Below are 22,263 nucleotides of genomic sequence, written 5' to 3'. Positions count from 1 at the left end.
ACCTTGGGGGTGAGTTCATGATCGGCGATCAGCAACTGGTCAAACGCATCAATCGCAGCGTGCTGCTGCGCCTGGTGCGGGCGCAGCCGGGTCTGTCGCGCGCCAGGCTGGCGGCAGAGAGTGGCCTCACCAAGTCGACCGTGAGCCTGCTGGTGCGCGAACTGCTCGACGATGGCTGGCTCGAAGAGGCTGGCGCGCCCGTTGTCGATGGCCTCGGGCGCCCGTCGACACCGCTGCGCATCAACGTCGGCGTGCGAGCGTTGATCGGCGTCGAGATCGCCGTCGAAATCGTGCGCGTGGTGTGCGTCTCGTTGCAGGGCGACGTTCTCCATGCCGATGCGCAGTCGCTCGACGACCACTCACCGCCGGCAGTCTGTGCGCAGGTGGCGCGCATGGTTGCCGCTGCGCACCGGCATCTGCTGGCATCGGGCCTGAGGCCTTCGGGCATCGGCGTGGGTGTTCCGGGTGCTGTGCACGACCCGACGGGCGTGGTGCGCTTTGCGCCCAATCTGGGTTGGCGCAACGTGGACTTGTTGCCGGGACTCACCGGCGCTCTCGCCATCGAAGGCGTCTCCGGGATCGCCGTGCAACTGCAGAACGATGCGGACGCGGCGGTGCTCGGTGAATATGAGTTTTCGCCAGGCGAGGGCGAAGATCCCCTGGTCTATGTGAGCTGCGACGTCGGCGTGGGTGCCGGCATCGTGTTGAACGACCGGCTGTTCATCGGAGCACAAGGCATGGCCGGTGAGATCGGGCATACGGTGCTGCAGATCGATGGACCGCGCTGTTCGTGCGGCCGGAGGGGCTGTGCCGAAGTCTTCCTCGGTTCGCGCGTGCTGGAGCGCAGTGCTGCCGATCGCGAACGTGCGGCGGGTTTCCTCGGTGTGCTGCTCCAGAACCTGTGGGTCACCTTCGAGCCGCGTGCGATCGTTGTCGGTGGCAAGTCGTGCCAGGCGCATCCGGACTTCCTGCGCGGCGCGATCGACACCGTGAAGCGCTACGCCGAAAGCGCCGGCATCCCTCCGCCGGTCGTGCGCGGAGTGCGCTATGGCGAATGGACGCCCGCCATCGGCGCCGCAGCGCTCGCACTGCACGAACACCTGCGGCCGCTGCATCCGAACACCGAAGCCCGGCGCGAACGCGCGGCGGCGGGCTGACGGCTTCACGCGGAGCGGCTACTCGGTACTCGGGTATTGGGGGTCTAGGGAAATCCCGAGGATGTACAAAGCTGCCAAGAAGACGATCCTTCGTCCCACAACGAAGGAGACACACGATGACCAAGACACACGCCAGGCTGGCGTTGGGCGCGTTGCTTTGCATGGCTGCCGTGGTTGCGGGCGCCGAGCCCGCGAAAGGTTCTCCCGAATTCATCAAGTCGGCGACGCAACACGTTGACGGCGCATTCATCCGAGCCAACGCTGCGAAGACGCCCGACTGGCCCAGCTACGGGCTGGACTATGCCGAGACGCGCTTCAGCAAGCTTGACCAGGTCGATGCCGCCAACGTGAAGGATCTCGGGCTCGTGTGGTCGTACGATCTTCAATCCACGCGCGGCGTCGAGGCGACGCCGCTTGTGGTCGACGGCATCATGTATGTCACCGCTTCGTGGAGCGTCGTGCATGCGATCGATGCGCGAACAGGCAAGCAGATCTGGACCTACGACCCGGGCGTCGATCGGTCCAAGGGCTACAGAGGCTGCTGCGACGTGGTCAACCGCGGGGTCGCCATCTACCAGGGCAAGGTGTACGTGGGCGCATACGACGGGCGCTTGATCGCTCTGGATGCATCGACCGGAAAAGTCGTCTGGGAAAAAGACACTGTCATCGACCACTCGAAGTCCTACACGATCACCGGCGCGCCGCGCGTGGTCAAGGGCAAGGTGCTGATCGGCAATGGCGGCGCGGAGTATGGCGTGCGCGGCTACATCACGGCCTATGACGCCGCGTCCGGCCAGCAGAAATGGCGCTGGTTCGCGGTGCCCGGCGATCCGTCGAAGCCCTACGAGGACGCGTCAATGGCCAAGGCCGCGAAGACGTGGGACCCGAGCAACAAGTACTGGGAATCGGGCGGTGGGGGAACGCCATGGGATTCGATCGCCTTCGATCCCGAACTCAACCTGCTGTACATCGGCACGGGCAACGGTTCGCCATGGGCACGCAGCCAGCGCAGCCCCAAGGGCGGCGACAACCTCTATCTCGCGTCGATCGTCGCGCTCAATCCAGACACCGGCAAGTACGTGTGGCACTACCAGGAGACGCCCGGCGACAACTGGGACTACACCTCGACGCAGTCGATGATCCTGGCCGACATCAAGCTGGACGGCAAGCCGCGCAAGGTGATCCTGCATGCGCCGAAGAACGGCTTCTTTTTTGTGGTGGATCGAACCAACGGCAAATTCATTTCCGCCAAGAACTTCGTCGACGTGAACTGGGCGAGCGGCTATGACAAGAACGGCCGGCCGATCGAAATCGCCTCGGCGCGCGAGGGCACCAAACCCAACGACACCATTCCAGGGCCCTTCGGAGCGCACAACTGGCATCCGATGTCCTTCAATCCGCAGACCGGTTACGCCTATCTGCCCGCTCAGCACGTGCCGATCAATCTCATGGACGACAAGGACTGGAAGTTCAACGAGAACGTGCCCGGGCGCCCGCATGCCGCGCTGGGCTGGAACACCGCCAAGTTCGCGAACGTCCAGCCGCCCGTCAGCAAGCCCATGGGCAGGCTCGTCGCCTGGGACCCGATCGCGCAAAAGGCGGCGTGGAGCGTCGACTACGTCTCGCCATGGAACGGCGGCACGCTCACGACCGCAGGCAACCTCGTGTTCCAGGGAACGGCCGACGGGCGCCTGGTCGCCTACAACGCCAAGACCGGCGACAAGCTCTGGGAAACACCCACCGGCACCGGCGTGGTGGCGGCGCCGAACACCTACATGGTCGACGGCAAGCAGTACGTGTCGGTGGCGGTCGGATGGGGCGGCGTTTATGGCCTGGCCGCCCGTGCGACCGAGCGGCAGGGCCCGGGCACCGTCTACACCTTCGCCATTGGCGGCACCGCGCCCAAGCCCGCGTTCGTGCAATACCGCATGGACGCGCTGCTGCAGGGCGTCAAGTACGACCCTGCCAAAGTCGAAGCGGGCACCATGCTCTACGTGAGCAACTGCGTCTTCTGCCACGGCGTGCCTGGCGTGGATCGGGGCGGCAACATCCCGAACCTGGGCTACATGAACTCGGCCTTCATCGAGAACCTCGACAAGTTCGTGTTCAACGGACCGGCGACGACACGCGGCATGCCCGACTTCACCGGCAAGCTGACGACCGAGGACGTCGAGAAGATCAAGGCGTTCATCCAGGGGACTGCGGACGCGATACGGCCGAAGTAGGGCGCCAGAGGCGCGCATGAATGGAAAGGCGCCGCACCCTCGTCGCTGTGCTTTGTGGGTGTGCCGCGCTGCCGGACGTGGATGCGCAGCCGAAGCCCCGCGCTTTTCGAATCGGCTACTTGCACCCGACGGATCCGCAGGATGTCGCCTATCCAGCCTTTTTGCGGGGGCTGAAGGAGCTTGGCTATACCGTGGGCCAAGACCTGCTTGTTGAAGCGAAGTTCGCCGACGGCAAGCCGGAGCGGCTGGACGCGATGGCCGCCGACATGGTCGATCAGCACGTCGACGTCATCGTTGCTTCGTCGCCCGCGGCGATTCATGCCGCCCGTGTCGCCACGCGAAACATTCCGATCGTCATGGCTTTCAGCGGCGACGATCCGGTCAAGACCGGCATTGCAGCGTCGCTCTCGCATCCTGGCGGCAACACGACAGGGCTGACAGCCATTGCGGCCGACATCGTTGCGAAGAAGCTGGAGTTGCTTCTGGCGCTTGTTCCGGGGCTGAAATCCGTCGCCGTGATGAGGTCGCCGCGAGGGGTGGACCATACGGCGCAGATCGATGCACTGCGTGTTCCGGCGCAAGCCCGTGGCATTCGCTTGCAGGTGGTCGAAGTGACCGAGGCCGCGGACTACCCACCGGCGTTCGCTCGCATCGTCGATGCCGATACCCGCTCATTGGTTGTTCTTTCCGGCCCTGAATTCACGCAGCAGCGACAGCAACTCGTGTCGCTCTCGGCGCGCTATCGATTGCCCGCCGTCTACAGCTTCTCCAATTTCGTGGAGATCGGCGGGCTTGCATCGTACGGTCCCGACATCGTCGATCTTTCCTCCCGCGCTGCAGGATACGTGGACAGGATTCTTCATGGGGCCAACCCTGCAGACATGCCGATCGAGCGGCCGCGCAAGCTGTATCTGGCAATCAACCAGACAACCGCCCTCAGCCTCGGGCTCAAAATCTCGCAGACGCTGCTGCTGCAGGCTGACAGATTGATTCGATGACAGGGGCTCCGCTGTCAGACTGGGCGAGATGCTCCAGCAGTGCCCGCAGCTTGCCCGCCGGCGCCGGCTTGAGCATGACCGGGCATCCCGTTGCGCGCGCTGATGCCATGAGTGCCGGTGAAGCTTCACCGGTGACGAATGCGCACGCCAGGCGGGGGCCCAGCTCGCTTTGAAGCTTTTCCACGATTTGCACACCGGTTTCGCCTTGCTGCAAATCCAGGTCGCACAGGACGATGTCGGGCCGACGCAGCCTCGCGTGCGCCAAGGCGACGTCGCCATTGGCGGCGGCCATGACGTCGCAGTGCCATCGTGTGAGCAGGCCGCGCATAGCTTCGCGAACGGGCTCTTCATCGTCGATGACCAAAACGCACTTGCCGCGCAGACTGTCAACGATCGACGCGCGCGGTGCCTTGTCATCGGTCTCAGCCTCGGCGTTCGCCGGTGCGTCGACACACGGCATCCATACGCGCACGAGCGTTCCCTTGCCCGGCAGGGATTCGATCTCTATGCGATGCCCAAGCAGCAGCGCAAGCCGCTTGACGATGGCAAGGCCAAGTCCGAGACCGCCGGTCATGCCTTCGCCGGTGCCGCGATCTGTCGCGCCCGCCCGATAGAACTCCTGGAAAACGCGAGGCAGGTGCTCTGCCTCAATGCCGACACCAGTGTCTGCCACCACTACCGCGACTTCGCCGTCGCGCCGGCGGCAGCCGATCACGATCCGGCCCTTACGCGTGTAGCGCACGGCATTGGCGATCAGGTTGAGCAGAATTCGCTCCAGCAGCAATGGATCGGAGCGAACCCACGCCGAAGTTCGCACCTGCGTCAACGCCAGCCCTTTCGCTTGCGCAGCTAGCGCGAATTGGGAGGCAAGGCGCGACAGGAGCGGTTGCAGCGCCAGCGGCTGGGGATCCGCGTGAATGGCGCCAACATCGAGCTTGGAAAGATCCAGCAAGCCATCGAGCAAATCCGCGAGCGCGCCGGCCGACTGTTCGATCCGCTCTACGAGCACGCTCGCCTCTGGCGGCAATGCGACCGTGCGCAACTCGCCGACGAACAACGACAGGGCGTGGATTGGCTGGCGCAGGTCGTGACTGGCCGCGGCAAGGAAACGAGTCTTTGCCTCGTTCGCCACCGCCAGGTCATGAGTCCGCTCGGCGATTCGTGTTTCCTGGTTCGAGTGCGTTTCCTGCAAGCGCTCGGCCATGCGGTTGAACTGGGTGGCAAGGCCATCGAGCTCGTCACCGGTGCGCAGCGCAATTCGCTGATCGAGTTGACCACTACCCAGTTGTCTGGCGCGCGTCTCGATCTCGCGGATGGGCCGCACCATGCGCCGAGCGAGCAGCACGCTGGTGGCAATGGCAGCGACGATGCCCAGCAAGACCAGCGCGACCGATCGGCCGACGGACGCGTAGACAGGGCGGAAAGCCTCCGCGAGCGACTGTTCGGCAAACACAGTCCACCCCATTTCGGGCACCGGCGCGGCGATCGAAACCACCGGCGTGCCATGGACGTCGAAAGCTTCGCCGATGAAGGCGCTGGTTTGTGTTCCGCCGTCGAGTACTCGGCGCACGTGGGCGAGGGCAGACAGGTTCGACTTGGACAGAACCAGTGAAATGTCGGGATGGGAGATGAGTTGCCCTTCGCGATCCACCACGTAGGCAACGCCACCGGACTTCAGGTGCGCCTGCGCAATCACATCCCACACGTACTTGAGATTGACCTCTGCTTCGAGCACGCTGCCCATCGCCTCACGCGTCACGGCAACGACCACGTACGGCTCGGTTCCCTGAAGGAAATGGACCCGCCCGACGTAGTCCGTCGATTGATGTTCCTTCTCGAAGCTTGGATCGGCGGACCAGTCGCGGCCGCTGTCCGGCACATTGAAGCCGAAGCGGGAGAGAAAGAGTTGCTCTTTTCCCGCCGCCGTGATCCAACGCAGCTCGCTGATCTCCGGGTGATGTCGAAACAGGGCCACCAGTTCGAGTTGCAGGTCGCCGGTGTCGATGTTTGCCGAAGTGCCGAATTTGCCCACGCTGATGTGCATCGCGTCCTGCACACCGCGGATGAAGTTCGCGATTTCCTTGGCGGCATAGTGCGCCGTGGCGCCTTGGACTTCCGCCAGCGCGGCAACTGACCCCCGATACGCGAAGTAGCCGCTGATTGCGCCGCTCGCGGCGAGCAGGACGCTCACCAGCCCGGCGAAATACGCGGCGTACTTCCACAACAGTGTCCGGCGCGCGAAAAGCTGCATGAGCCTTGCCCTCGGATGACAGCATCGCGACATCGCAGGCTGCGCGTTCGCGGGAGCGCAGCGTACCCGGCTTCCGAGCTGGTGTCACCGTTCGCCCTGACAGGGCGCTGAACGGTCCGGGCAGACAGCTGGCGTGTTCGTGCCGGTTGATGCACTGTCAGTCAATGCAGTCGGCATGTAGCCGCCGCCACCACCACCGCAAGCGTGGACAAGCAATGTTGAGGCGACGACCGCAAGCCGGATCGCGCCTCTTGCCTGAAAGCGCATCGCATTCATGGCGGCCTCAATGACCATCGCGCCGACTCCTGGACGGCGAGACTCGGGCCAGCGTGCCCTGGAAGATATTGGCTGAGTTGTTGGGCGCTGTGTTCTGAATGAACCATCCTTCGTCGCCGTCCGGCCCCATGTAGATTGTGTGGCTCAAACCGTCGGAGAAATTGAGCGTCCCCGTACAGTCCGCGAGCAGGCTGTAGGTCCCGACACTGCCAGTGGTCACTCTCAAGGTGCCATTCATGCTCACCGTGGCGTTCGGCGACGTAACGGCGCCTTCGCCATCGAAGCGAAGTTGCTCGATGATCGCCTTCGGAAGGGCCGTGGTGGTGCCCGGCGGAATGGTGAAGCCGCTCGCCGCAAGGACGTACGAGCCGCTCAGCGTATGCAGGCTGCACTGCTGCGGTCCGTTCGCGTCGTGCGCCGAGCCTGGCGCGGACCACGCCATTGCACATATTGCCAATGCGGCCGCGGTCCATGCATGATTCGATCGATTTGTCATGTTCAGGCTCCAGTAGGGTGATTGGGTGGTCCGCACGGCCCGGGATTGCACCGTTGCGTGGCCCCATTCTGGGCAGACGCGGCTGGCAAATGAATCGGACCAAAGGGCCGGCGCCTGCCCAATCTCCATGGAGTCCCGCGCCAGACAATCGCGCCAAAGGAGCGACATGCCGAATGACGATCCGGGCTTTTCACTGCAGGGCATCCGGCCCTTTCGGGCCTACCCCAAAGGGCCGGCATGAGAGTGCTTGTCGTCGATGACCATCCGCTCATCCAGGAAGCGATGAGCAATGTGCTGCGGCGCCTCCATGCGCAAGTCGACATTGCTGTGGCGAGCGACTGCGGGCGCGGCCTCGACATGGCGTCGCAAGGTGTCGAGCCTGATCTTGTGCTGCTCGATCTGAATCTGCCGGGGCTCTCCGGAATTGCGGCACTCAAGACATGGCGCGCGCGATTTCCGGCTGTGCCGGTGGTCGTGCTGTCTGCAACGGATGATCAGCAGACGGTGCTTGGCGCCTTCGCAGCTGGCGCGGCGGGGTTCGTCCCGAAGTCCTCCAGCAACGAAGTCACCCTCGACGCTGTGCGCCTCGTGCTCGACGGCGGCAAATACCTCCCGCCAGAGTTGCTGTCGTCCACCGATCGCCGCAGGCCGCCGGCAACTCGGGTGCGCACAGCCAAGTTGTCACTCGAAACATTGGGCCTTACCGGCCGTCAACTCGCCGTGCTGCAGCACATCGCCAACGGCGCCCCCAACAAGATCATTTGCCGCGACCTTGGCTTGGCAGAGCGCACCGTGAAGGCGCACATCACAGCCGTCTTCCGAGCCCTCAACGTCACCAGCCGAACCCAGGCCGCGATCGCCGCGGCCGCTCTAGGCTTGCCCCCGCGAGGCCAAATCGACCCGCACCCCGCCGCGGACCCCCGGCCGCCAGGAGGTCAACCCAAATCGACATGACCATCGAGCGCCCCCGTTCGGCAGGGAATTCGCGAAACACCGCGGAACCGGCTTAGCCGGGCCGCTGGTGTTGCCCCGGGTAGGGGGTGGAGAGCGACACGAAGTGCGCGAGCCTGGGGGCGAGCCCTATCTTCTAGTCTGCATAAACGCCAGCTGCCTTGATGATCGGGCTCCACTTCGCGATCTCGGCCATCACGAACTTCTTGTGACCCTCCGGTTCGATGCGGCCGTCATTGGCCACGACCGCGCCGAGCCCTTCCTGCTTCTTGACGAATTCAGGGTCCTTCAGGGCGACCTTCAACGCATCGTTCAGCTTCTTGGTGACGGCAGCCGGCGTGCCCTTGGGCGCATAGAGGCCATGCCAGATCGTGACCTGGAAGTCCTTCAGGCCGGCCTCTTGCAGCGTCGGCAGGTCCTTGAGCAACGGTGTGGTCAAGCGCTTGTCCGTGGTCACGGCAAAGGCCTTGACCTTCTTGCCTTCGATGTGCGGAGAGGTGTTTGTCGTCTGATCGCACAGCAGGTCGATCTGCCCGCCGATCAAGTCAGTGATGGCGGGCGCCGTGCCCTTGTAAGGGACCGGCGTCATTTCGGTCTTCATCGCGGTCTGGTAGAGCAGGCCGCACAGGTGCGAGGCCGAGCCGACGCCCGCATTGCCGAGGTTGATCTTGCCCTTGTTGGCCCCGATCCAGGCGGTGAGTTCCTTGTAGTTGCTGGCCGGCAAGCTTGGCTTGGAGATCAGCGTCATCGGAACGTCGTTGACGATGCCGAGGTACTCGAAGTCCGTGTCGACCTTGAAGGGCACGTTGCGCACCAGCGTGGGTATGGTGGACATGGCGATGTGGTTGAGCAGCAGCGTATAGCCGTCCGGCGCCGCCCGCGCCACCTTGGCCGCACCGATCGAACTGCCGGCACCGGGCACGTTGTCGATCACGATGCTCACGCCTCCGAGCGGCTTGCGCAGGGCTTCGGCAAGGTCTCGCGCGACCCGGTCGGTCGGGCCGCCCGCGGCGAACGGCACCACGATGCTGATGGGCTTGCCGGCAGGGAAATCCTGTGCGTGGACGCACGCGACAGCCGCGGCAAGCGCCGTGAAAGCGAGCAATTTCTTCATGGTCACTCCAGATCGAAAACGAAATGGTGGTGATCTTAAGATCTGACCAGAAGCTGACTTATCCCGGATTGCCCTTAGTGCAAGAATCCGTGGCCCCGTCCGAAAACCCTGTTCCCGCCGATTCGATGACAGAAAGCCAGCAGCCCTTGCAGACCGCCATCGAGCTGCTGCGGGAGGCAACCCGCATCGTCGTCTTCTCGGGTGCGGGGCTGTCCAAGGCGTCGGGTATTCCGACCTACCGCGACGCCGATGGGCTCTGGATGAACCAGAACGCGGTGCAGTTCTCGCATGCCGATGACCTGCAGCGCGACCCAGCGGGCTTCACGCGGTTCTGGGCGCAGCGGCTCGCGGCGGTCGAGGGCGCCAAGCCCAACTCGGCACACGTGGCCCTGGCTCGATTGCAGCGGCTTCGTCCCGCGACGCGGCTCATCACGCAGAACGTCGACGGCTTGCTGACGCTGGCTGGCTGCGTCGACGTGCTCGAGCTGCACGGATCGCTGCGCCGCTGGCGTTGCGATCACTGCGGCAATCGCCGCGGCCCCTGGCTGCTGCACCGGTGCAAGCGTTGCGGGTCGCGCGCACGGCCGGACATCGTGATGTTCGGCGAGATGCTGAACGAGGGCGTGCTGCTCGATGCTCAAACGGCCGCGCAGGAGAGCAACGCATTCATCGTCGTCGGGAGCACCGCGGTCGTCTATCCGGCTGCCGCCTTGCCGCTGGAAGCGGTGGGGCACGGCAGCAAGCTCATCACGCTCAACATGGAGCCGCTGCATCTCGACGCCTCGGCCAGCGCGGTTTTGCGCGGTCCCGCCGAAGACCTGTTGCCGAAGCTCATCGCGGGCATCGACTACACGAGCACCACTCTCGGAAAATAGAACGACACCACCCAGTTGGGCACGTCGACGATCGAACTGATGCGAAGGTCCGCGCACACGCTGCAGAGCATGTAGGCGTCGATCGGCTCATAGCCATAGCGGCTGCTCAGGAGCTCGATCATTTCCGAAACGGCCATCCGGGTGCCTGTCATGAGGTCGGGACCGATGCCTGTGGTGACCTCGTAGCCGTGCGTGTCGAAATGGCGGCTGACCGGGCCCGGTGTCACGTAGCGCGGCGAGCGCAGCCGGGCATCCTTCACGAGTTCGAATTTGAGCGCCACGTCGATGGGACTTTCGATGGCGGTGCCGCAGACCTCGCCGTCGCCCTGCGCAGCATGCGTATCGCCCACGGAAAAGAGCGCGCCTTCGACTTCGATCGGGAGGTAGAGCTCGGTCCCCTCCGCAATGTCGCGCGCATCCATGTTGCCGCCGACATTGCGCGGCGGAATGATGCTGTGCAAGCCCGGTTCCGCAGGTGCGACGCCGATGGTCCCGGTGAACGGCTTCAATGGCACGCGGCCGCCCGGTCCGTACATTGCCGGCGTGAGGCCCGGATCGTAGTTCCAATGATGAAGTCTCGCGTCCGGGAACTGGTCCGTGAGCAATCCGAAGCCGGGAATGTTCGCGGTCCAGCCCCAGCCCGACGGCCGCAGTGACAGCACGGTCACCTTGAGCGCGTCACCGGGCCTTGCGCCGTCGATATACACCGGCCCGGTCACCGGATTCACGTGCGCAAGATCGAGCTTCCCGACGTCGGTCGCGGTCGACGTGCGCGTGAGTTGGCCGGAAGATGCGTCGAGCGTTTCGAACTGCACCGTCTCTCCCGGCGCGATCGTCAGGCGGGGTGGAAAGGCATTGTTCCAGCCGTGATGGATGTGCTTGCTGTGGATCGTATGGTGCGTCACCGGTTCGCTCATGGCCAGCACTCCTAGACGGCCACCGTCAGCGCGCCGTCGATCACTAGGTTGGTCCCGGAGATCCGGCTGGCGGCCGGGCTCGAAATGAACACCACGCCGCGAGCGACCTCATCGGGCGTGCCGAACTTGCCCGTCGGGTTGACCTTGAGGGTGGACGCGTACAGGTCCGGCAGGTTCTTCTCGATGTTCTGCCAGATCCCTCCTTCGAAATAGGTGTTGCCCGGCGAGACGCTGTTCACGCGGATCCCTTTGCCGACAAGCTGCCGGCTCAGCCCCTTGGCGTAGTGAATGAGCGCCGCCTTGATCGCTCCGTAGGAGCCGGCTGCGAAGTCGACCTCGAACCCCGAAACGCTCGAGATCAGCACGATGGAGCCGCAGTCGGATTTCTCCAGGAACGGCACTGCCGCCGCGACCGCATTGACGCTATGCATCATGTCGGTGCGGAACGACTTCTCCCAGGACTCGGCGTTGTCCCCGACCGCCAGCGCGCTCACGTTGCAGACCAGGGCGTCGATGCCGCCCAGCACGCCGGCGCTCGCGGCGATCCACGCCGAAAGCGCAGGGCCGTCGGCCACGTCCAGCGCGCGTCCGAAGGATTTCGCGCCCTTTGCCTGCAAGGCCGCAGCGGCTTCGCCCACCTCGTCTTCCTTGCGCGCGCAGATGGCGACATCCGCGCCTTCGACCGCGAAGCACTCTGCGATGGCCCTGCCGATTCCCCGGCTGCCGCCGGTGACGAGGGCGCGCTTGCCCTTGAGTCCGAGATCCATGGCCACTCTCCTTTGAAGGATGGGGGCTTGCATTCTGAGCGTCCACCGCAGACCTGTAAATGTCGGGGCGGGCGTGGGGTGCATTGGCTTGTGACGACCCTGCAGGCCGCGCAGAATGGAAACTGGAAACGATTGCCCCATCCGGAGAAAACGACTCATGAAAACAGTGGCTGAAATCCTCAAGGCCAAAGGCGATTCGAGCGTCTTTTCGATCGAGCCTTCGGCCTCGGTCTTCGACGCCGTCAAACGCATGGCAGAGAAGAACGTGGGCGCACTCCTCGTCATGGAGGGTGACCGCATCCTGGGCGTGGTGACCGAGCGCGACTACGCGCGCAAAGTCGTCCTGCTGTCGCGCTCATCGAAAGACACGCCGCTGCGCGAGGTGATGACTTCGGCGGTGATCTACGTTCGGCCCAACCAGACGAGCGAGGAATGCATGGCGCTCATGACCGAGAACCGCGTGCGCCACCTGCCGGTGATGGACGACGGCAAGCTGGTGGGCCTGATCTCCATCGGGGACATCGTGAAGGGGATCATCTCGGAGCAGAACTTCATCATCGAGCAGTTGCAGCACTACATCGCCGGGGAGACCCGCTGACGGGAGGCCCATGCCCCTGACCTCCGAAGAACTCGAACACATCGAAGCACTCACGCTCGCCCATTACGACGGGCAGGCGGAAGATTTCTGGGCCGGCACGCGCGGCCACGACGTGAGCCAGAACATCGCGGCGCTGCTCGAGCACATCCAGGCAACGCCGCCGTTCGAGATCCTGGATTTCGGCTGCGGCCCCGGTCGCGACCTCCGGACCTTCCGCCAGATCGGCCACATCGCCACCGGGCTCGATGGCGCTGCGCAGTTCGTCGAGATGGCGCGTTCCTACAGCGGTTGCGAGGTATGGCACCAGAGCTTTCTGTCTTTGGACCTCCCGCCCGCCCGGTTCGATGGCGTGTTCGCGAACGCATCGCTGTTTCACGTGCCTGCACAAGAGTTGCCGCGCGTGCTGGGCGAATTGCGCGAGACACTCAAGCCTGGGGGTGTGCTGTTCAGTTCGAACCCTCGGGGCGAAGGGCAGGAAGGCTGGCGCGGGGACCGCTACGGGGCCTTTCATGACCTCGCGGGTTGGCGCCATCTCATGACGGCCGCGGGCTTTATTGAACTGGCTCACTACTTTCGGCCCGCCGGCTTGCCGCTCGAGGAGCAGCCGTGGCTGGCAAGCGTCTGGCGAAAGCCAGCGTCCTGATCCTGCTGAGGGCGGGCTGCTTCAGTCGGCCGTTTCGCCGCCCCTGAAGCCCCGGTCGGCAGGTCCGCGCGCCAGCAATTGGCGCAGTCGCTTTCGCAGCGCCGGAATCGGCTGGGCGGCGTTCGAGGCATGGGCCGCATCCCATTGCCGGTACACCTCCCTTTCCTGCTTCAGGCATTGGCCGAGTGCCTCAAGATTGCGCTCGTTGTAAGCCCAGATGCCCCGAACCACGAAGTTGCCGGGCGTTTCCGAATCCGGCATCGGCGAGATCGTCACCGCCTCGGCGCCCATCGCCTGCAGGAGCGCAGAGCGCGCGCCGGCCACTTGCATTCCGTCGCCATGCATCTCGATCTCACGATTGAGCACATAGCGCACCGCCTGCAGACCCTGGAAGTTCTCTGTGAGAAATGCGGTGGTTTCGAGCAGCACCAGTGGACCGAAATTTCGCTTCTGGACTTTCACGAACTGCGATGGCAGAAAACGCCCGATGGACACTTCGGTTCCGTCGCGGCTGACGCTCACGGGATCGAGCGTGCCGAGGTGGACGTCTGCGTCGTGCACCTCCATGGCTTCGCCGAGCTCGTAGTCTTTTCCGCAGTGTCCGGTAATTCGAAGTCTCTCAAAGGTCATCGTGTCATCGTGTCATCGAGCTGCGCCTCTGTTTGAAGGCATGACGAGGATGCCATGAGTGGCTCCGGCCCTGCGCCCGCCGCTGAACACGCCGGATTCGGCCCGCGGCAAGACCGCACGAAAAGACGCGAAAACTTGGACGCTGCGACCCAGACCGTGCGAATGCTCAGCCGACCATCAGATCGTCGAGCAGGCGGTAGTCCGGCAGTGTCGTGTCGATGGCGCGCCCTGCACGAACGATCGTGCGATCGAATTGCGTGCGGGCCAGCATCTCCGAATAGTTGCGGGCCTTCAGCACGAGAAAGTCCGCTGGCGTGCCGGCCTTCAGCACACCCCGGTCGATGCCCATGATCGCCGCCGGCGTTTCAGTCGCGGCGCGTATCCAGTCGCCCAACGGGTGGTCGAGGTGCAGGATCTTCACGGCTTGCGTGAAGGTGTCGAGCATGTCGTGATCGCCGTAGGCGTAGAAGGGATCGCGGCAGTTGTCGCCCGCCACCGCCACGCGCAGCCCGCGCGCCTTCATTTCGTGCAGCACGGTCACGCCGCGCCATCTGGGTGTGCGGGCTTGCTGGCTGCGGTCCTGCAGGTACATGTTGACCGTCGGCAAGCTGACGATGTCGATGTTGGCGTCCTTGCACGCAGCGATCGTCTCTTCGATGAACTCGTCAGTCTGCAGGGCCAGCGAAGTGACGTGGCCGCACAGGATGCGCCCCTTGAAGTGCTGTGCCACAGCGGTGCGCGCCACCCGGATGAGCGCTCGCGCGTGCGGATCGGTCGATTCGTCCACGTGCAGGTCCAGGTTCAGCCCGCGCTCGGCCGCGAGTTGGAACACCCGCACGAGCGCCTCGTCCAGATCCGGTGGCATGGTTTCGTTCGGGTGCTTGGCCGAGCGCGTCACGCAACCCAGCTTGCCGCCGCTTTCAGCCACGGTGTCGGCCAATTGGCGGCCTTCGTCCGTCAGGAAGACATTGAGCGGTGCGATCGACGACACCTGCAGGTCGATCCGCCCGGCCCAGCGCTCGCGCATCTCCCGAAACACGGGAAACGAGATCGACGGCTGCGGGGCGAGTGAGTCGAGGTGGGTGCTGATGGCAACGACGCCCTTGGCATAGGCGGTATTGAGCCCGAACTCCATGCGCCGGCGAACGTCTTCTGCGTTCCAGCGCGCGGTGCGGTCGCGCAGGGTGGCCATCGATGCGCCGGCGCCGTCGCCGGTCGGATTGGGTTGGCGCGGCCAGATGTGGCCCTTGTCGAGATGCGTGTGGCAGTCGACCATGCCGGGCAGCACCATGGAGGCGTCCAGGTCGGGGCCCAGTTCGATGGGCATCGTGCCCGCTGCGTCGATGGCAGCGATGCGGCCGTCATCCACCAGCAGGTCGACGCCAACGAGTTCGTCATCCGCGTTGCCCGGCAATTCGGCCTGCACGAGGCAGCGGGGCGCGCGAAGGTTGCGCAGGGCGTAGCGCTTGGTGGCGGGGGGCTGAAAAAACGAGTGACTCATCTGGCTCATGTGGCGCATCTGTCTCATCGAGGAAAGAGGAATGATTCTTGCGCAAAGGCCGGTCGCAAGGAGCATGCCTGTGATCGCGCGGAATTGCTCGCCGATAATTCGCTCCGGCGGTTCGCGTCTCGTGCCGAACCGCTTGGCAGTTTGAAGAAACAAGGATTCGAACATTGGGCACCGACAACGCTTTCGCTGAACTGGGCCTTGCCTCCGGCGCCACCGAGCGCGAGGTGAAGGCTGCATGGCGGCGGCTGGTGTCGCAGTGGCACCCGGACCGCAACAGCAGCGCCGATGCCGTCGCGAGGATGCAGCGCATCAATCGCGCATTCGAGCAGATCCGCAATGCTGGATTCGCCGATAGCGCCGGGAGCGCCGGGAGCAGCGATGCCCAACCTCGCCCAGAGTCCGCGTCCGCTTCCGCTTTCGCGTCTGCAGAGGCTCAATCCAAGGACACCGAGCCCCGCCGGCGCCCGATCAACCGCAAGATCAAGCTCACGCTCGAAGAGGCTGCGCTGGGCTGCATCAAGACCGTGCGCGGCAAAGCGACGCATGTCTGCGCCACATGCGATGGTGCCGGCCACCAGGTGCTCGGCGGCAACTGCAGCCATTGCGGCGGCTCTGGGGCGGTGGCAAAGCGCTCCTTCTTTGGCTGGCCCGGCGGCAAAAGCGAATGCGCCGCCTGCCATGGCGGCGGCATCGCGCAGCGCACGTGCCCCGACTGCAACGGTGCCGGCACGCAAATCCGCGCTTATCAATTGAAGGTACGCATCCCCGCGGGTGTGCGGCAGGGCGATCTCCTGCATGTCGACGGACGACGCGCAAGTTCGAATCCGCCGGGTGTCGATCTCGAAATCAAGGTCGAACTGCTGGACCACGCGTTCTTCACGCTCGACGATGACGGCACGGTCCGTTGCGAGGTACCGGTGGACGGGTTTGCATGGATCGCCAATCGCCAGATCCAGGTTCCGACCGTCGCAGGGTTCCAGTCGATCGCCTTGCGCCGCGATCGCTTGATGTATCGCCTGAAAGGTCACGGCTTTCCTGTCACGCGGCGCGGTCTCCGGGGAGACCAGATGATCGCGGTGAAGCCGGTGTTCCCGGAACAACTCAGTCCCGACCAGGAGATCCTGCTCGATCAAATCATCGCGACGTCATCAGGAAGTCTGGGCGCCGATGAGCGCCTGCGCGCGTGGAACCGCAGCTTGCGCACCTGGGAGCGCAGCCAGAAGGCGCGCGGCTGAGTTCGACAGCGCCGACGTGGACGTCTAGCGATAGCTGCGCAGGTCCTCGATCACCTTGCCGTCGTTCGGCAGGCTCCCGGGCCCGACGAACTCCACCGCGCCGCGCAGCTTGGTGACATCGCGAACCGCTTCTCCGACGCGCTCGGCGAGGTTGTCCGGCGCGGAGGCGCATTCGAGCCGGAGCGTCATGCGGTCATCAGCCATCTCGCCTTCAACCACCAGGCGCGCGCGCAGCACTTCGGGAAAGCGCCGCGCAATCTCCGCGACCTGGCCGGGATGGACGAACATGCCGCGCACCTTGGTCGTCTGGTCCGCGCGGCCGAGCCATCCCTTGATGCGCGTGTTGGTGCGCCCCGTGGGGCAGCGTCCCGGCAGCACAGCGGAAAGATCCCCCGTGCCGAAGCGGATCAAAGGGTAATCAGGGTTGAGCGTGGTAACCACGATCTCGCCGACCTCGCCCTCGGGCAGGGGATCGCCAGTGCCGGGCCGCACGATTTCCACAATCACGCTCTCGTCGAGCACCAGCCCTTCGCGGCTGCTCGTCTCGTAGGCAATGAGCCCCAGGTCGGCGGTTGCATAGCACTGCATCCCCGTCACGCCGCGTTCGGCGATCCAGTCGCGCAAGCTCGGCGGAAAGGCTTCGCCGGAAACCAGCGCCTTGGTGAGCGAGGACAGCGCGACGCCTTTTTCAGCGGCCTTCTCGATGATGATCTTCAGGAAGCTCGGCGTGCCCACGTAGCCTGCTGGGCGCAGATGGGTCATGGCTTCCACTTGTTGTTCGGTCTGTCCGGTGCCGCCGGCAAATACCGTACAGCCCAGCGCGCGCGCGCCGCTTTCCATGATCGATCCGGCGGGCGTCATGTGATAGCTGAAGCTGTTGTGTACCAACTCTCCATTGCGAAAGCCTGCGGCATGCAGTGCGCGCGCGGTACGCCAATAGTCGGTCGCCTCGCCTTCGGGCTCGTAGATCGGTCCCGGGCTCGCGAAGACGCGCGTCATGCGCGAGCCGAACCGGATCGCGGAGAAGCCGCCGAACGGGTCGCTCGCACGCCTTTCAGTCTGCAACGCCAGCAGCTCGGATTTGCGTGTGACCGGCAGCTTCGCGAGCGCTTCGCGGCTCGTGATGTCCGCAGGCGCGATGCCGTCGAGGATCTTCGCCAGCGCCGACGCCCCCGTTTGCGCCTGCATGATCTGGCGCGGCAAAGCGGCAAGCAGGTCGCGCTCCCGCTCTTCGGGGTCGCGCACTTCGAGCGCGTCATAACAGTCGATCATCAGCTTGCCCATCCTTCAAGTTCATCGTGCATACGGGAAACACCGCGGAACCGGCTCCGCCGGGCCGCTGGTGTTGCCCCCAGCGAGGGGGGTGGCGCAGCGATACGAAGTGCGCGAAGCCTGGGGGTGAATCAAGCCAGCCATCGCTTTCTGCGCTTGTAGCTTTTGACGTCCTTGAAACTCTTGCGGTCCGCCCCGCCCACGCCGAGATAGAACTCCTTCACGTCCTCGTTCTCGCGCAGGCTCCTGGCCTCGCCATCCATCACGATCCGGCCGTTCTCGAGGATGTAGCCGTAATCCGCGAACCGCAGCGCCATGCTGGTGTTCTGCTCGGCCAGCAGGAAGGTCACGCCTTCCTTTTCGTTCAGGTCCTTCACGATGCCGAAGACTTCTTCGACGATCTGCGGCGCGAGCCCCATCGAGGGTTCGTCCAGCAGCACCATGTTCGGATTGGCCATCAGCGCGCGTCCGATGGCGCACATCTGTTGCTCACCGCCGGAGGTATAGGCCGCCTGCGAGGTGCGCCGCGTCTTCAGGCGAGGGAAATAGGCATAGACCTTCTCCAGCGTCTCGGCAACGGCGGCCTTGCCGTCCGTGCGCGTGTAGGCGCCCGTCATCAGGTTGTCTTCGATCGACAGGTGCGCAAAGCAATGCCGTCCTTCCATCACCTGAATCAGCCCCCGCTTGACGAGCTCCGCGGGCGAGAGCGCCTCGATGCGCTCACCCCGCAGTTCGATCGTTCCCTTCGTCACCGCGCCCCGTTCACCGGCGAGCAGGTTCGAGACGGCGCGCAGTGTGGTCGTCTTGCCCGCGCCGTTGCCCCCCAGCAGCGCGACGATGCCGCCTTCAGGCACCGTGAGCGAAACGCCCTTCAGCACGAGGATCACATGGTTGTAGATGACCTCGATGCCATTGACGTCGAGAAGGACCTTGCGTTCGCTCATGGTGCCTCGAAGTGATCGCGCAGTGTGCGGTTCAGGAAGCGCTGCAGTCAGCGGCGTCGCGCCGATTCAGCTTCTTCTCGCTCGCGTATTTCTCGCCCGCCGCCTTGACCATCGGCTTGATGATCTGTTCGTCGGCCTCATACCACTCGGGCGCGATATTCCACTTGCTGCCGTCCCACGTCTCGATGCGTGCCCAGCTCGATCCCATGTGGTCCTGGCACGAAGTGCTGATCGGCCGCATCACGCCGGCAAAGCCCAGTGCATCGAGCTTCTTCTGGTCGAGCGCAAGATTCTCCAGGCCCCAGCGAACCTGTTCGCCGGTCATGACCTTGCCCTTGCCGAAGCGCTCCTGTGCGCGCCGCACCGCTTCGACACCGAGCATCTGGATGATGACGCCGCGCGTGTAGAGCACCGAACCGACTTCCTCCTTCGGACCCGTGCCCTGGCCCTTGTCATGCACGTTCTTCAGGATGTCCTGGATGACCTTGGGTTGCGTGCCGGAGGAATTGAGCGCGAGTGCGTTGTAGCCCTTGGCGTTGGCGCCGACGTCCTTCACGTCCGGCTCCGCGCCGGCCCACCACACGCCATACATCTTCTCGCGCGGATAGCCGGTAGCGACTGCTTCCTTGAGTGCCGTCGAGTTCATCACGCCCCAGCCCCAGAGCAGCACGTAGTCAGGCCGCTGCTGGCGCACCTGCAGCCATGCCGACTTCTGCTCGATGCCAGGTGCCGTGACTGGAATCAGCGTCAGCTCGAATCCGTTCATCTTGGCGCGCTCCTGCAGCAGCGGAATCGGCTCCTTGCCAAAAGGCGAGTCGTGATAGACCAGTGCGATCTTCTTGCCCTTGAGCTTGTCGGCACCGCCTTCTTTCTTCGCGATGTGCTGGATCAGGATGTCGGCCGCGGTCCAGTAGCTGCCCATCAGGGGGAAGTTCCACTTGAACACGTTGCCATCCTGCGAGGCCGAGAGGCCGTAGCCGAGCGTCAGCAGGGGGATCTTGTCGGCAGGTGCCTTGTCCGTTAGCGCAAAGGTGATGCCGGTCGCCTGCGGATCGATCAGCGTGGCGCCTTTGTCCTTCAGGCGTTCATAGCATTCGACGCCCTTGTCGGTGGCGTAGCCCGTCTCGCATTCCTCGTAGCTGATCTTCACGCCGTTGATGCCGCCGGTCGCGTTGATGAGCTTGATGTAGTCCTGCTTGCCATTGGCCCAGGGAGTGCCGTTGGGCGCATAGGGCCCTGTGCGGTAGACCAGGAGCGGAAAGAACTGCTCCTTGGCCTGAGCCTGCGCGAGCGAAGGTGCGAGCACCGCGCCGAAGGTGCTGGCCACCAGGGCGGCGGTTACGGCGAGCGATTTCAGTTTCATGCCTGTCTCCTTATGGGCACCAAAGTGCCGGTTTGCTGACGAAATCAATGCGGGAAGGGCCAGAGGCGCAATTTCTCTTTCGCGGTGGACCACAGCCGCGCAAGGCCATGCGGTTCGACGATGAGGAAGAACACGATCAGCGCGCCGAAGATCATGAATTCGAGGTGCGAGGCAAATGCGGTCGACATCGAGACTCCGAACCAGCGCGGAAGCTGATTGAGCAGGATCGGCAGCAGCACGATGAAGGCCGCTCCGAAGAAGCTGCCCATGACCGAACCCAGCCCACCGATGATCACCATGAAGAGCAACTGGAACGAACGGTCGATGTTGAAGGCCGCCGGTTCCCAGGTGCCCAGATGCACGAAGCCCCAGAGCGCGCCGGCGACGCCGACGATGAACGAGCTCACCGCAAACGCCGAGAGCTTGGCGTATACCGGGCGGATGCCGATCACCGCCGCCGCCACATCCATGTCGCGGATCGCCATCCACTCGCGCCCGATGGCGCTGCGCACGAGGTTCTTTGCGAGCAGCGCGAAGACTGCAAGCAGCGTCAGGCACAGCAGGTATTTCTGCACGGCCGTCTCGATGGGAAGCCCGAACAGGCTCAGCCCCGACACAGACACCGAGCCCGACGATGAGTTGTTCGTCAGCCAGTTGATCCGAAGGAACGCCCAGTCGATGAAGAATTGCGCGGCAAGCGTCGCGACTGCGAGATACAGCCCCTTGATGCGCAGGCTGGGTATGCCGAAGAGCACGCCGACCGCCGTCGAGCACAACCCGCCGAGCAGCAGCGAAAGGATGAGCGGCATCCCGTCGATGCGGACATGAAAGTTGTAGGCCGCATAGGCGCCGACGGCCATGAAGGCACCGGTGCCGAGAGAGATCTGTCCGCAGTAGCCAACAAGGATGTTGAGCCCCAACGCGGCAAGCGCAAGGATGAGGAATGGAATCAGGATCGCGCGGAACCAGTACTCCGGCGCGATCACCGGCACGACGGCAAAGGCAAACACCAGCAGCGCGAGGATGAGCACGCGGTCCTGCCGGATCGGAAAGATCTGCTGATCGGCGCGGTAGGTCGACTTGAATTGGCCGTTCTCGCGGTAGAACATGTCTAGACCCGATCGATGATTTTTTCGCCGAAGAGACCCTGTGGCCGCACCAGCAGGAAGACAAGCGCCAGCACATACGCGAACCAGATCTCGATGCCGCCGCCGAGCATTGGGCCGAGGTAGATCTCCGAGAGCTTCTCGCCGACGCCGATGAGCAAGCCACCGACGATCGCGCCCGGTATGGAGGTCAGGCCGCCGAGGATCACCACCGGCAGTGCCTTCAACGCCACCAGCGACAGCGAGAACTGCACGCCCAGCTTGGAGCCCCAGATGATCCCGGCCACCAGTGCCGCAAAGCCCGCGACCGACCACACGATCACCCAGATGCGATTCAGCGGAATGCCGATCGATTGCGCGGCCTGATGGTCATCGGCAACGGCGCGCAACGCACGGCCGGTGGATGTCTTCTGGAAGAACAGCGCCAGCACCACGACCAGAGCGGCGGCAACGAGTGCGGCGATCAGGTCTTCCTGGCTGAGCAGCAGCCCGCCCTGGAAGATGTTCTCCAGCACCATCAGCGGTTCCTTCGGCATGCCGATGTCGATCTTGTAGATGTCGTTGCCGAAGATCGACTGCCCGAGTCCGTCGAGGAAATACGCGATGCCCAGCGTCGCCATCAGCAGCGTGATGCCTTCCTGGTTGACCAGCTTGCTGAGCACCAGGCGCTCGATCAGCCATGCCACCACGATCATCACCGCCATCGCCGCAAAGAAAGCGAGCACGTTGGCCAGCACCTGGCTCTCGAAACCCAGCCACTGCGGAATCCATTCGGAGAAGCGCGCCATCGCCAAGGCCGCGAACAGCACCATCGCGCCCTGCGCGAAGTTGAAGACGCCCGAGGCCTTGTAGATCAGCACGAACCCGATCGCGATCAGCGAATAGAGCATGCCGACCATCAGGCCGCCGAACAGCGTTTCGAGTAGGAAGCCCAT

Annotated in this window: 21 protein-coding genes; 8 read left to right on the top strand and 13 right to left on the bottom strand. The window is 64.2% G+C overall.

Annotation, left to right across the window (positions count from 1 at the left end):
• Positions 1-17 precede the first annotated feature (17 nt).
• The 3 genes from AC1DMA_RS10915 to AC1DMA_RS10905 all read left to right on the top strand — a co-directional run bounded on the left by AC1DMA_RS10915 (position 18) and on the right by AC1DMA_RS10905 (position 4,380).
• Positions 18-1,157, top strand: coding sequence for an ROK family transcriptional regulator (locus tag AC1DMA_RS10915; protein WP_478144187.1), 1,140 nt, complete (start codon positions 18-20; stop codon positions 1,155-1,157).
• A gap of 116 nt (positions 1,158-1,273) precedes the next feature.
• On the top strand, positions 1,274-3,382 hold the full coding sequence (locus AC1DMA_RS10910) for a PQQ-dependent dehydrogenase, methanol/ethanol family (protein ID WP_478125084.1): 2,109 nt from the start codon (positions 1,274-1,276) through the stop codon (positions 3,380-3,382).
• Between the two features lie 20 nt (positions 3,383-3,402).
• Positions 3,403-4,380: an ABC transporter substrate-binding protein gene (locus tag AC1DMA_RS10905; protein WP_478144186.1), complete on the top strand. Its 978-nt coding sequence runs from the start codon at positions 3,403-3,405 to the stop codon at positions 4,378-4,380.
• Here AC1DMA_RS10905 and AC1DMA_RS10900 read toward each other — a convergent pair.
• From AC1DMA_RS10900 to AC1DMA_RS10890, 3 genes are all read right to left on the bottom strand, one after another.
• On the bottom strand, positions 4,331-6,631 hold the full coding sequence (locus AC1DMA_RS10900; RefSeq protein WP_478144185.1) for a hybrid sensor histidine kinase/response regulator: 2,301 nt from the start codon (positions 6,629-6,631) through the stop codon (positions 4,331-4,333). The genes AC1DMA_RS10905 and AC1DMA_RS10900 overlap by 50 nt on opposite strands.
• Positions 6,632-6,715: 84 nt before the next feature.
• Positions 6,716-6,925: a hypothetical protein gene (locus AC1DMA_RS10895; protein ID WP_478144184.1), complete on the bottom strand. Its 210-nt coding sequence runs from the start codon at positions 6,923-6,925 to the stop codon at positions 6,716-6,718.
• The gene (locus tag AC1DMA_RS10890) at positions 6,915-7,403 is read right to left on the bottom strand and encodes a hypothetical protein (protein WP_478125080.1); all 489 of its coding nucleotides are present in this window, start codon (positions 7,401-7,403) and stop codon (positions 6,915-6,917) included. Before AC1DMA_RS10890 ends, AC1DMA_RS10895 begins: the two co-directional genes overlap by 11 nt.
• Before the next feature lie 237 nt (positions 7,404-7,640).
• Here AC1DMA_RS10890 and AC1DMA_RS10885 point away from each other — a divergent pair, with 237 nt between their 5' ends.
• Positions 7,641-8,357, top strand: coding sequence for a response regulator (locus AC1DMA_RS10885; RefSeq protein WP_478144183.1), 717 nt, complete (start codon positions 7,641-7,643; stop codon positions 8,355-8,357).
• A 133-nt stretch (positions 8,358-8,490) separates the two neighbouring features.
• Here the strand turns inward: AC1DMA_RS10885 and AC1DMA_RS10880 are convergent, their stop codons facing one another.
• Positions 8,491-9,468, bottom strand: coding sequence for a tripartite tricarboxylate transporter substrate-binding protein (locus tag AC1DMA_RS10880; RefSeq protein WP_478125078.1), 978 nt, complete (start codon positions 9,466-9,468; stop codon positions 8,491-8,493).
• 89 nt (positions 9,469-9,557) lie between these two features.
• Here AC1DMA_RS10880 and AC1DMA_RS10875 point away from each other — a divergent pair, with 89 nt between their 5' ends.
• The gene (locus tag AC1DMA_RS10875) at positions 9,558-10,343 is read left to right on the top strand and encodes an SIR2 family NAD-dependent protein deacylase (protein WP_478144182.1); all 786 of its coding nucleotides are present in this window, start codon (positions 9,558-9,560) and stop codon (positions 10,341-10,343) included.
• Here the strand turns inward: AC1DMA_RS10875 and AC1DMA_RS10870 are convergent.
• Both AC1DMA_RS10870 and AC1DMA_RS10865 read right to left on the bottom strand, forming a co-directional pair.
• Entirely contained in the window at positions 10,316-11,260 is a 945-nt protein-coding gene (locus tag AC1DMA_RS10870; RefSeq protein WP_478144181.1) for an acetamidase/formamidase family protein, read from the bottom strand. The two genes, AC1DMA_RS10875 and AC1DMA_RS10870, sit on opposite strands and share 28 nt — an antisense overlap.
• Positions 11,261-11,271: 11 nt before the next feature.
• Entirely contained in the window at positions 11,272-12,027 is a 756-nt protein-coding gene (locus AC1DMA_RS10865; RefSeq protein ID WP_478144180.1) for an SDR family NAD(P)-dependent oxidoreductase, read from the bottom strand.
• Between the two features lie 157 nt (positions 12,028-12,184).
• On the opposite strand from AC1DMA_RS10865, the gene AC1DMA_RS10860 reads away from it, so the two are divergent.
• Both AC1DMA_RS10860 and AC1DMA_RS10855 read left to right on the top strand, forming a co-directional pair.
• Positions 12,185-12,625, top strand: coding sequence for a CBS domain-containing protein (locus tag AC1DMA_RS10860; protein WP_478125074.1), 441 nt, complete (start codon positions 12,185-12,187; stop codon positions 12,623-12,625).
• A gap of 10 nt (positions 12,626-12,635) precedes the next feature.
• The gene (locus AC1DMA_RS10855; RefSeq protein WP_478144179.1) at positions 12,636-13,268 is read left to right on the top strand and encodes a class I SAM-dependent methyltransferase; all 633 of its coding nucleotides are present in this window, start codon (positions 12,636-12,638) and stop codon (positions 13,266-13,268) included.
• 21 nt (positions 13,269-13,289) lie between these two features.
• Here the strand turns inward: AC1DMA_RS10855 and AC1DMA_RS10850 are convergent, their stop codons facing one another.
• Together AC1DMA_RS10850 and AC1DMA_RS10845 are read right to left on the bottom strand one after the other, a co-directional pair.
• A complete protein-coding gene (locus AC1DMA_RS10850) occupies positions 13,290-13,898 on the bottom strand; it encodes a hypothetical protein (protein ID WP_478144178.1) in 609 nt (202 codons plus the stop codon).
• A gap of 166 nt (positions 13,899-14,064) precedes the next feature.
• Positions 14,065-15,408, bottom strand: coding sequence for a cytosine deaminase (locus tag AC1DMA_RS10845; RefSeq protein WP_478144177.1), 1,344 nt, complete (start codon positions 15,406-15,408; stop codon positions 14,065-14,067).
• Positions 15,409-15,572: 164 nt separating this feature from the next.
• Between AC1DMA_RS10845 and AC1DMA_RS10840 the strand changes: the two genes are divergently transcribed.
• Entirely contained in the window at positions 15,573-16,643 is a 1,071-nt protein-coding gene (locus AC1DMA_RS10840) for a DnaJ C-terminal domain-containing protein (RefSeq protein ID WP_478144176.1), read from the top strand.
• A gap of 24 nt (positions 16,644-16,667) precedes the next feature.
• Here the strand turns inward: AC1DMA_RS10840 and AC1DMA_RS10835 are convergent, their stop codons facing one another.
• From AC1DMA_RS10835 to AC1DMA_RS10815, 5 genes are all read right to left on the bottom strand, one after another.
• Complete coding sequence (locus AC1DMA_RS10835; RefSeq protein WP_478144175.1) at positions 16,668-17,915, bottom strand: phenylacetate--CoA ligase family protein; 1,248 nt, start codon at positions 17,913-17,915, stop codon at positions 16,668-16,670.
• Between the two features lie 131 nt (positions 17,916-18,046).
• Positions 18,047-18,859 (bottom strand): ABC transporter ATP-binding protein, encoded by an 813-nt coding sequence (locus tag AC1DMA_RS10830; RefSeq protein ID WP_478144174.1) that lies wholly within the window; start codon positions 18,857-18,859, stop codon positions 18,047-18,049.
• A 31-nt stretch (positions 18,860-18,890) separates the two neighbouring features.
• Complete coding sequence (locus AC1DMA_RS10825) at positions 18,891-20,222, bottom strand: ABC transporter substrate-binding protein (RefSeq protein WP_478125067.1); 1,332 nt, start codon at positions 20,220-20,222, stop codon at positions 18,891-18,893.
• Between the two features lie 44 nt (positions 20,223-20,266).
• Entirely contained in the window at positions 20,267-21,331 is a 1,065-nt protein-coding gene (locus AC1DMA_RS10820) for a branched-chain amino acid ABC transporter permease (RefSeq protein WP_478125066.1), read from the bottom strand.
• A gap of 2 nt (positions 21,332-21,333) precedes the next feature.
• Positions 21,334-22,263 carry a branched-chain amino acid ABC transporter permease gene (locus AC1DMA_RS10815; protein WP_478125065.1) on the bottom strand — a complete coding sequence of 310 codons (930 nt, stop codon included), beginning with the start codon at positions 22,261-22,263 and terminating at the stop codon, positions 21,334-21,336.

Source organism: Variovorax sp. 05N34 (assembly GCF_056397405.1).
This window is presented reverse-complemented; position numbering and strand designations above follow the sequence as displayed.

Coding starts and splice junctions, on each gene's coding strand:
- AC1DMA_RS10830 (WP_478144174.1), bottom strand. CDS start 18,859: ATGAGCGAACGCAAGGTCCTTCTCGACGTCAATGGCATCGAGGTCATC.
- AC1DMA_RS10895 (WP_478144184.1), bottom strand. CDS start 6,925: ATGGTCATTGAGGCCGCCATGAATGCGATGCGCTTTCAGGCAAGAGGC.
- AC1DMA_RS10815 (WP_478125065.1), bottom strand. CDS start 22,263: ATGGGCTTCCTACTCGAAACGCTGTTCGGCGGCCTGATGGTCGGCATG.
- AC1DMA_RS10825 (WP_478125067.1), bottom strand. CDS start 20,222: ATGAAACTGAAATCGCTCGCCGTAACCGCCGCCCTGGTGGCCAGCACC.
- AC1DMA_RS10885 (WP_478144183.1), top strand. CDS start 7,641: ATGAGAGTGCTTGTCGTCGATGACCATCCGCTCATCCAGGAAGCGATG.
- AC1DMA_RS10845 (WP_478144177.1), bottom strand. CDS start 15,408: ATGAGCCAGATGAGTCACTCGTTTTTTCAGCCCCCCGCCACCAAGCGC.
- AC1DMA_RS10915 (WP_478144187.1), top strand. CDS start 18: ATGATCGGCGATCAGCAACTGGTCAAACGCATCAATCGCAGCGTGCTG.
- AC1DMA_RS10820 (WP_478125066.1), bottom strand. CDS start 21,331: ATGTTCTACCGCGAGAACGGCCAATTCAAGTCGACCTACCGCGCCGAT.
- AC1DMA_RS10910 (WP_478125084.1), top strand. CDS start 1,274: ATGACCAAGACACACGCCAGGCTGGCGTTGGGCGCGTTGCTTTGCATG.
- AC1DMA_RS10880 (WP_478125078.1), bottom strand. CDS start 9,468: ATGAAGAAATTGCTCGCTTTCACGGCGCTTGCCGCGGCTGTCGCGTGC.
- AC1DMA_RS10850 (WP_478144178.1), bottom strand. CDS start 13,898: ATGACCTTTGAGAGACTTCGAATTACCGGACACTGCGGAAAAGACTAC.
- AC1DMA_RS10890 (WP_478125080.1), bottom strand. CDS start 7,403: ATGACAAATCGATCGAATCATGCATGGACCGCGGCCGCATTGGCAATA.
- AC1DMA_RS10855 (WP_478144179.1), top strand. CDS start 12,636: ATGCCCCTGACCTCCGAAGAACTCGAACACATCGAAGCACTCACGCTC.
- AC1DMA_RS10905 (WP_478144186.1), top strand. CDS start 3,403: ATGGAAAGGCGCCGCACCCTCGTCGCTGTGCTTTGTGGGTGTGCCGCG.
- AC1DMA_RS10835 (WP_478144175.1), bottom strand. CDS start 17,915: ATGATCGACTGTTATGACGCGCTCGAAGTGCGCGACCCCGAAGAGCGG.
- AC1DMA_RS10865 (WP_478144180.1), bottom strand. CDS start 12,027: ATGGATCTCGGACTCAAGGGCAAGCGCGCCCTCGTCACCGGCGGCAGC.
- AC1DMA_RS10870 (WP_478144181.1), bottom strand. CDS start 11,260: ATGAGCGAACCGGTGACGCACCATACGATCCACAGCAAGCACATCCAT.
- AC1DMA_RS10900 (WP_478144185.1), bottom strand. CDS start 6,631: ATGCAGCTTTTCGCGCGCCGGACACTGTTGTGGAAGTACGCCGCGTAT.
- AC1DMA_RS10860 (WP_478125074.1), top strand. CDS start 12,185: ATGAAAACAGTGGCTGAAATCCTCAAGGCCAAAGGCGATTCGAGCGTC.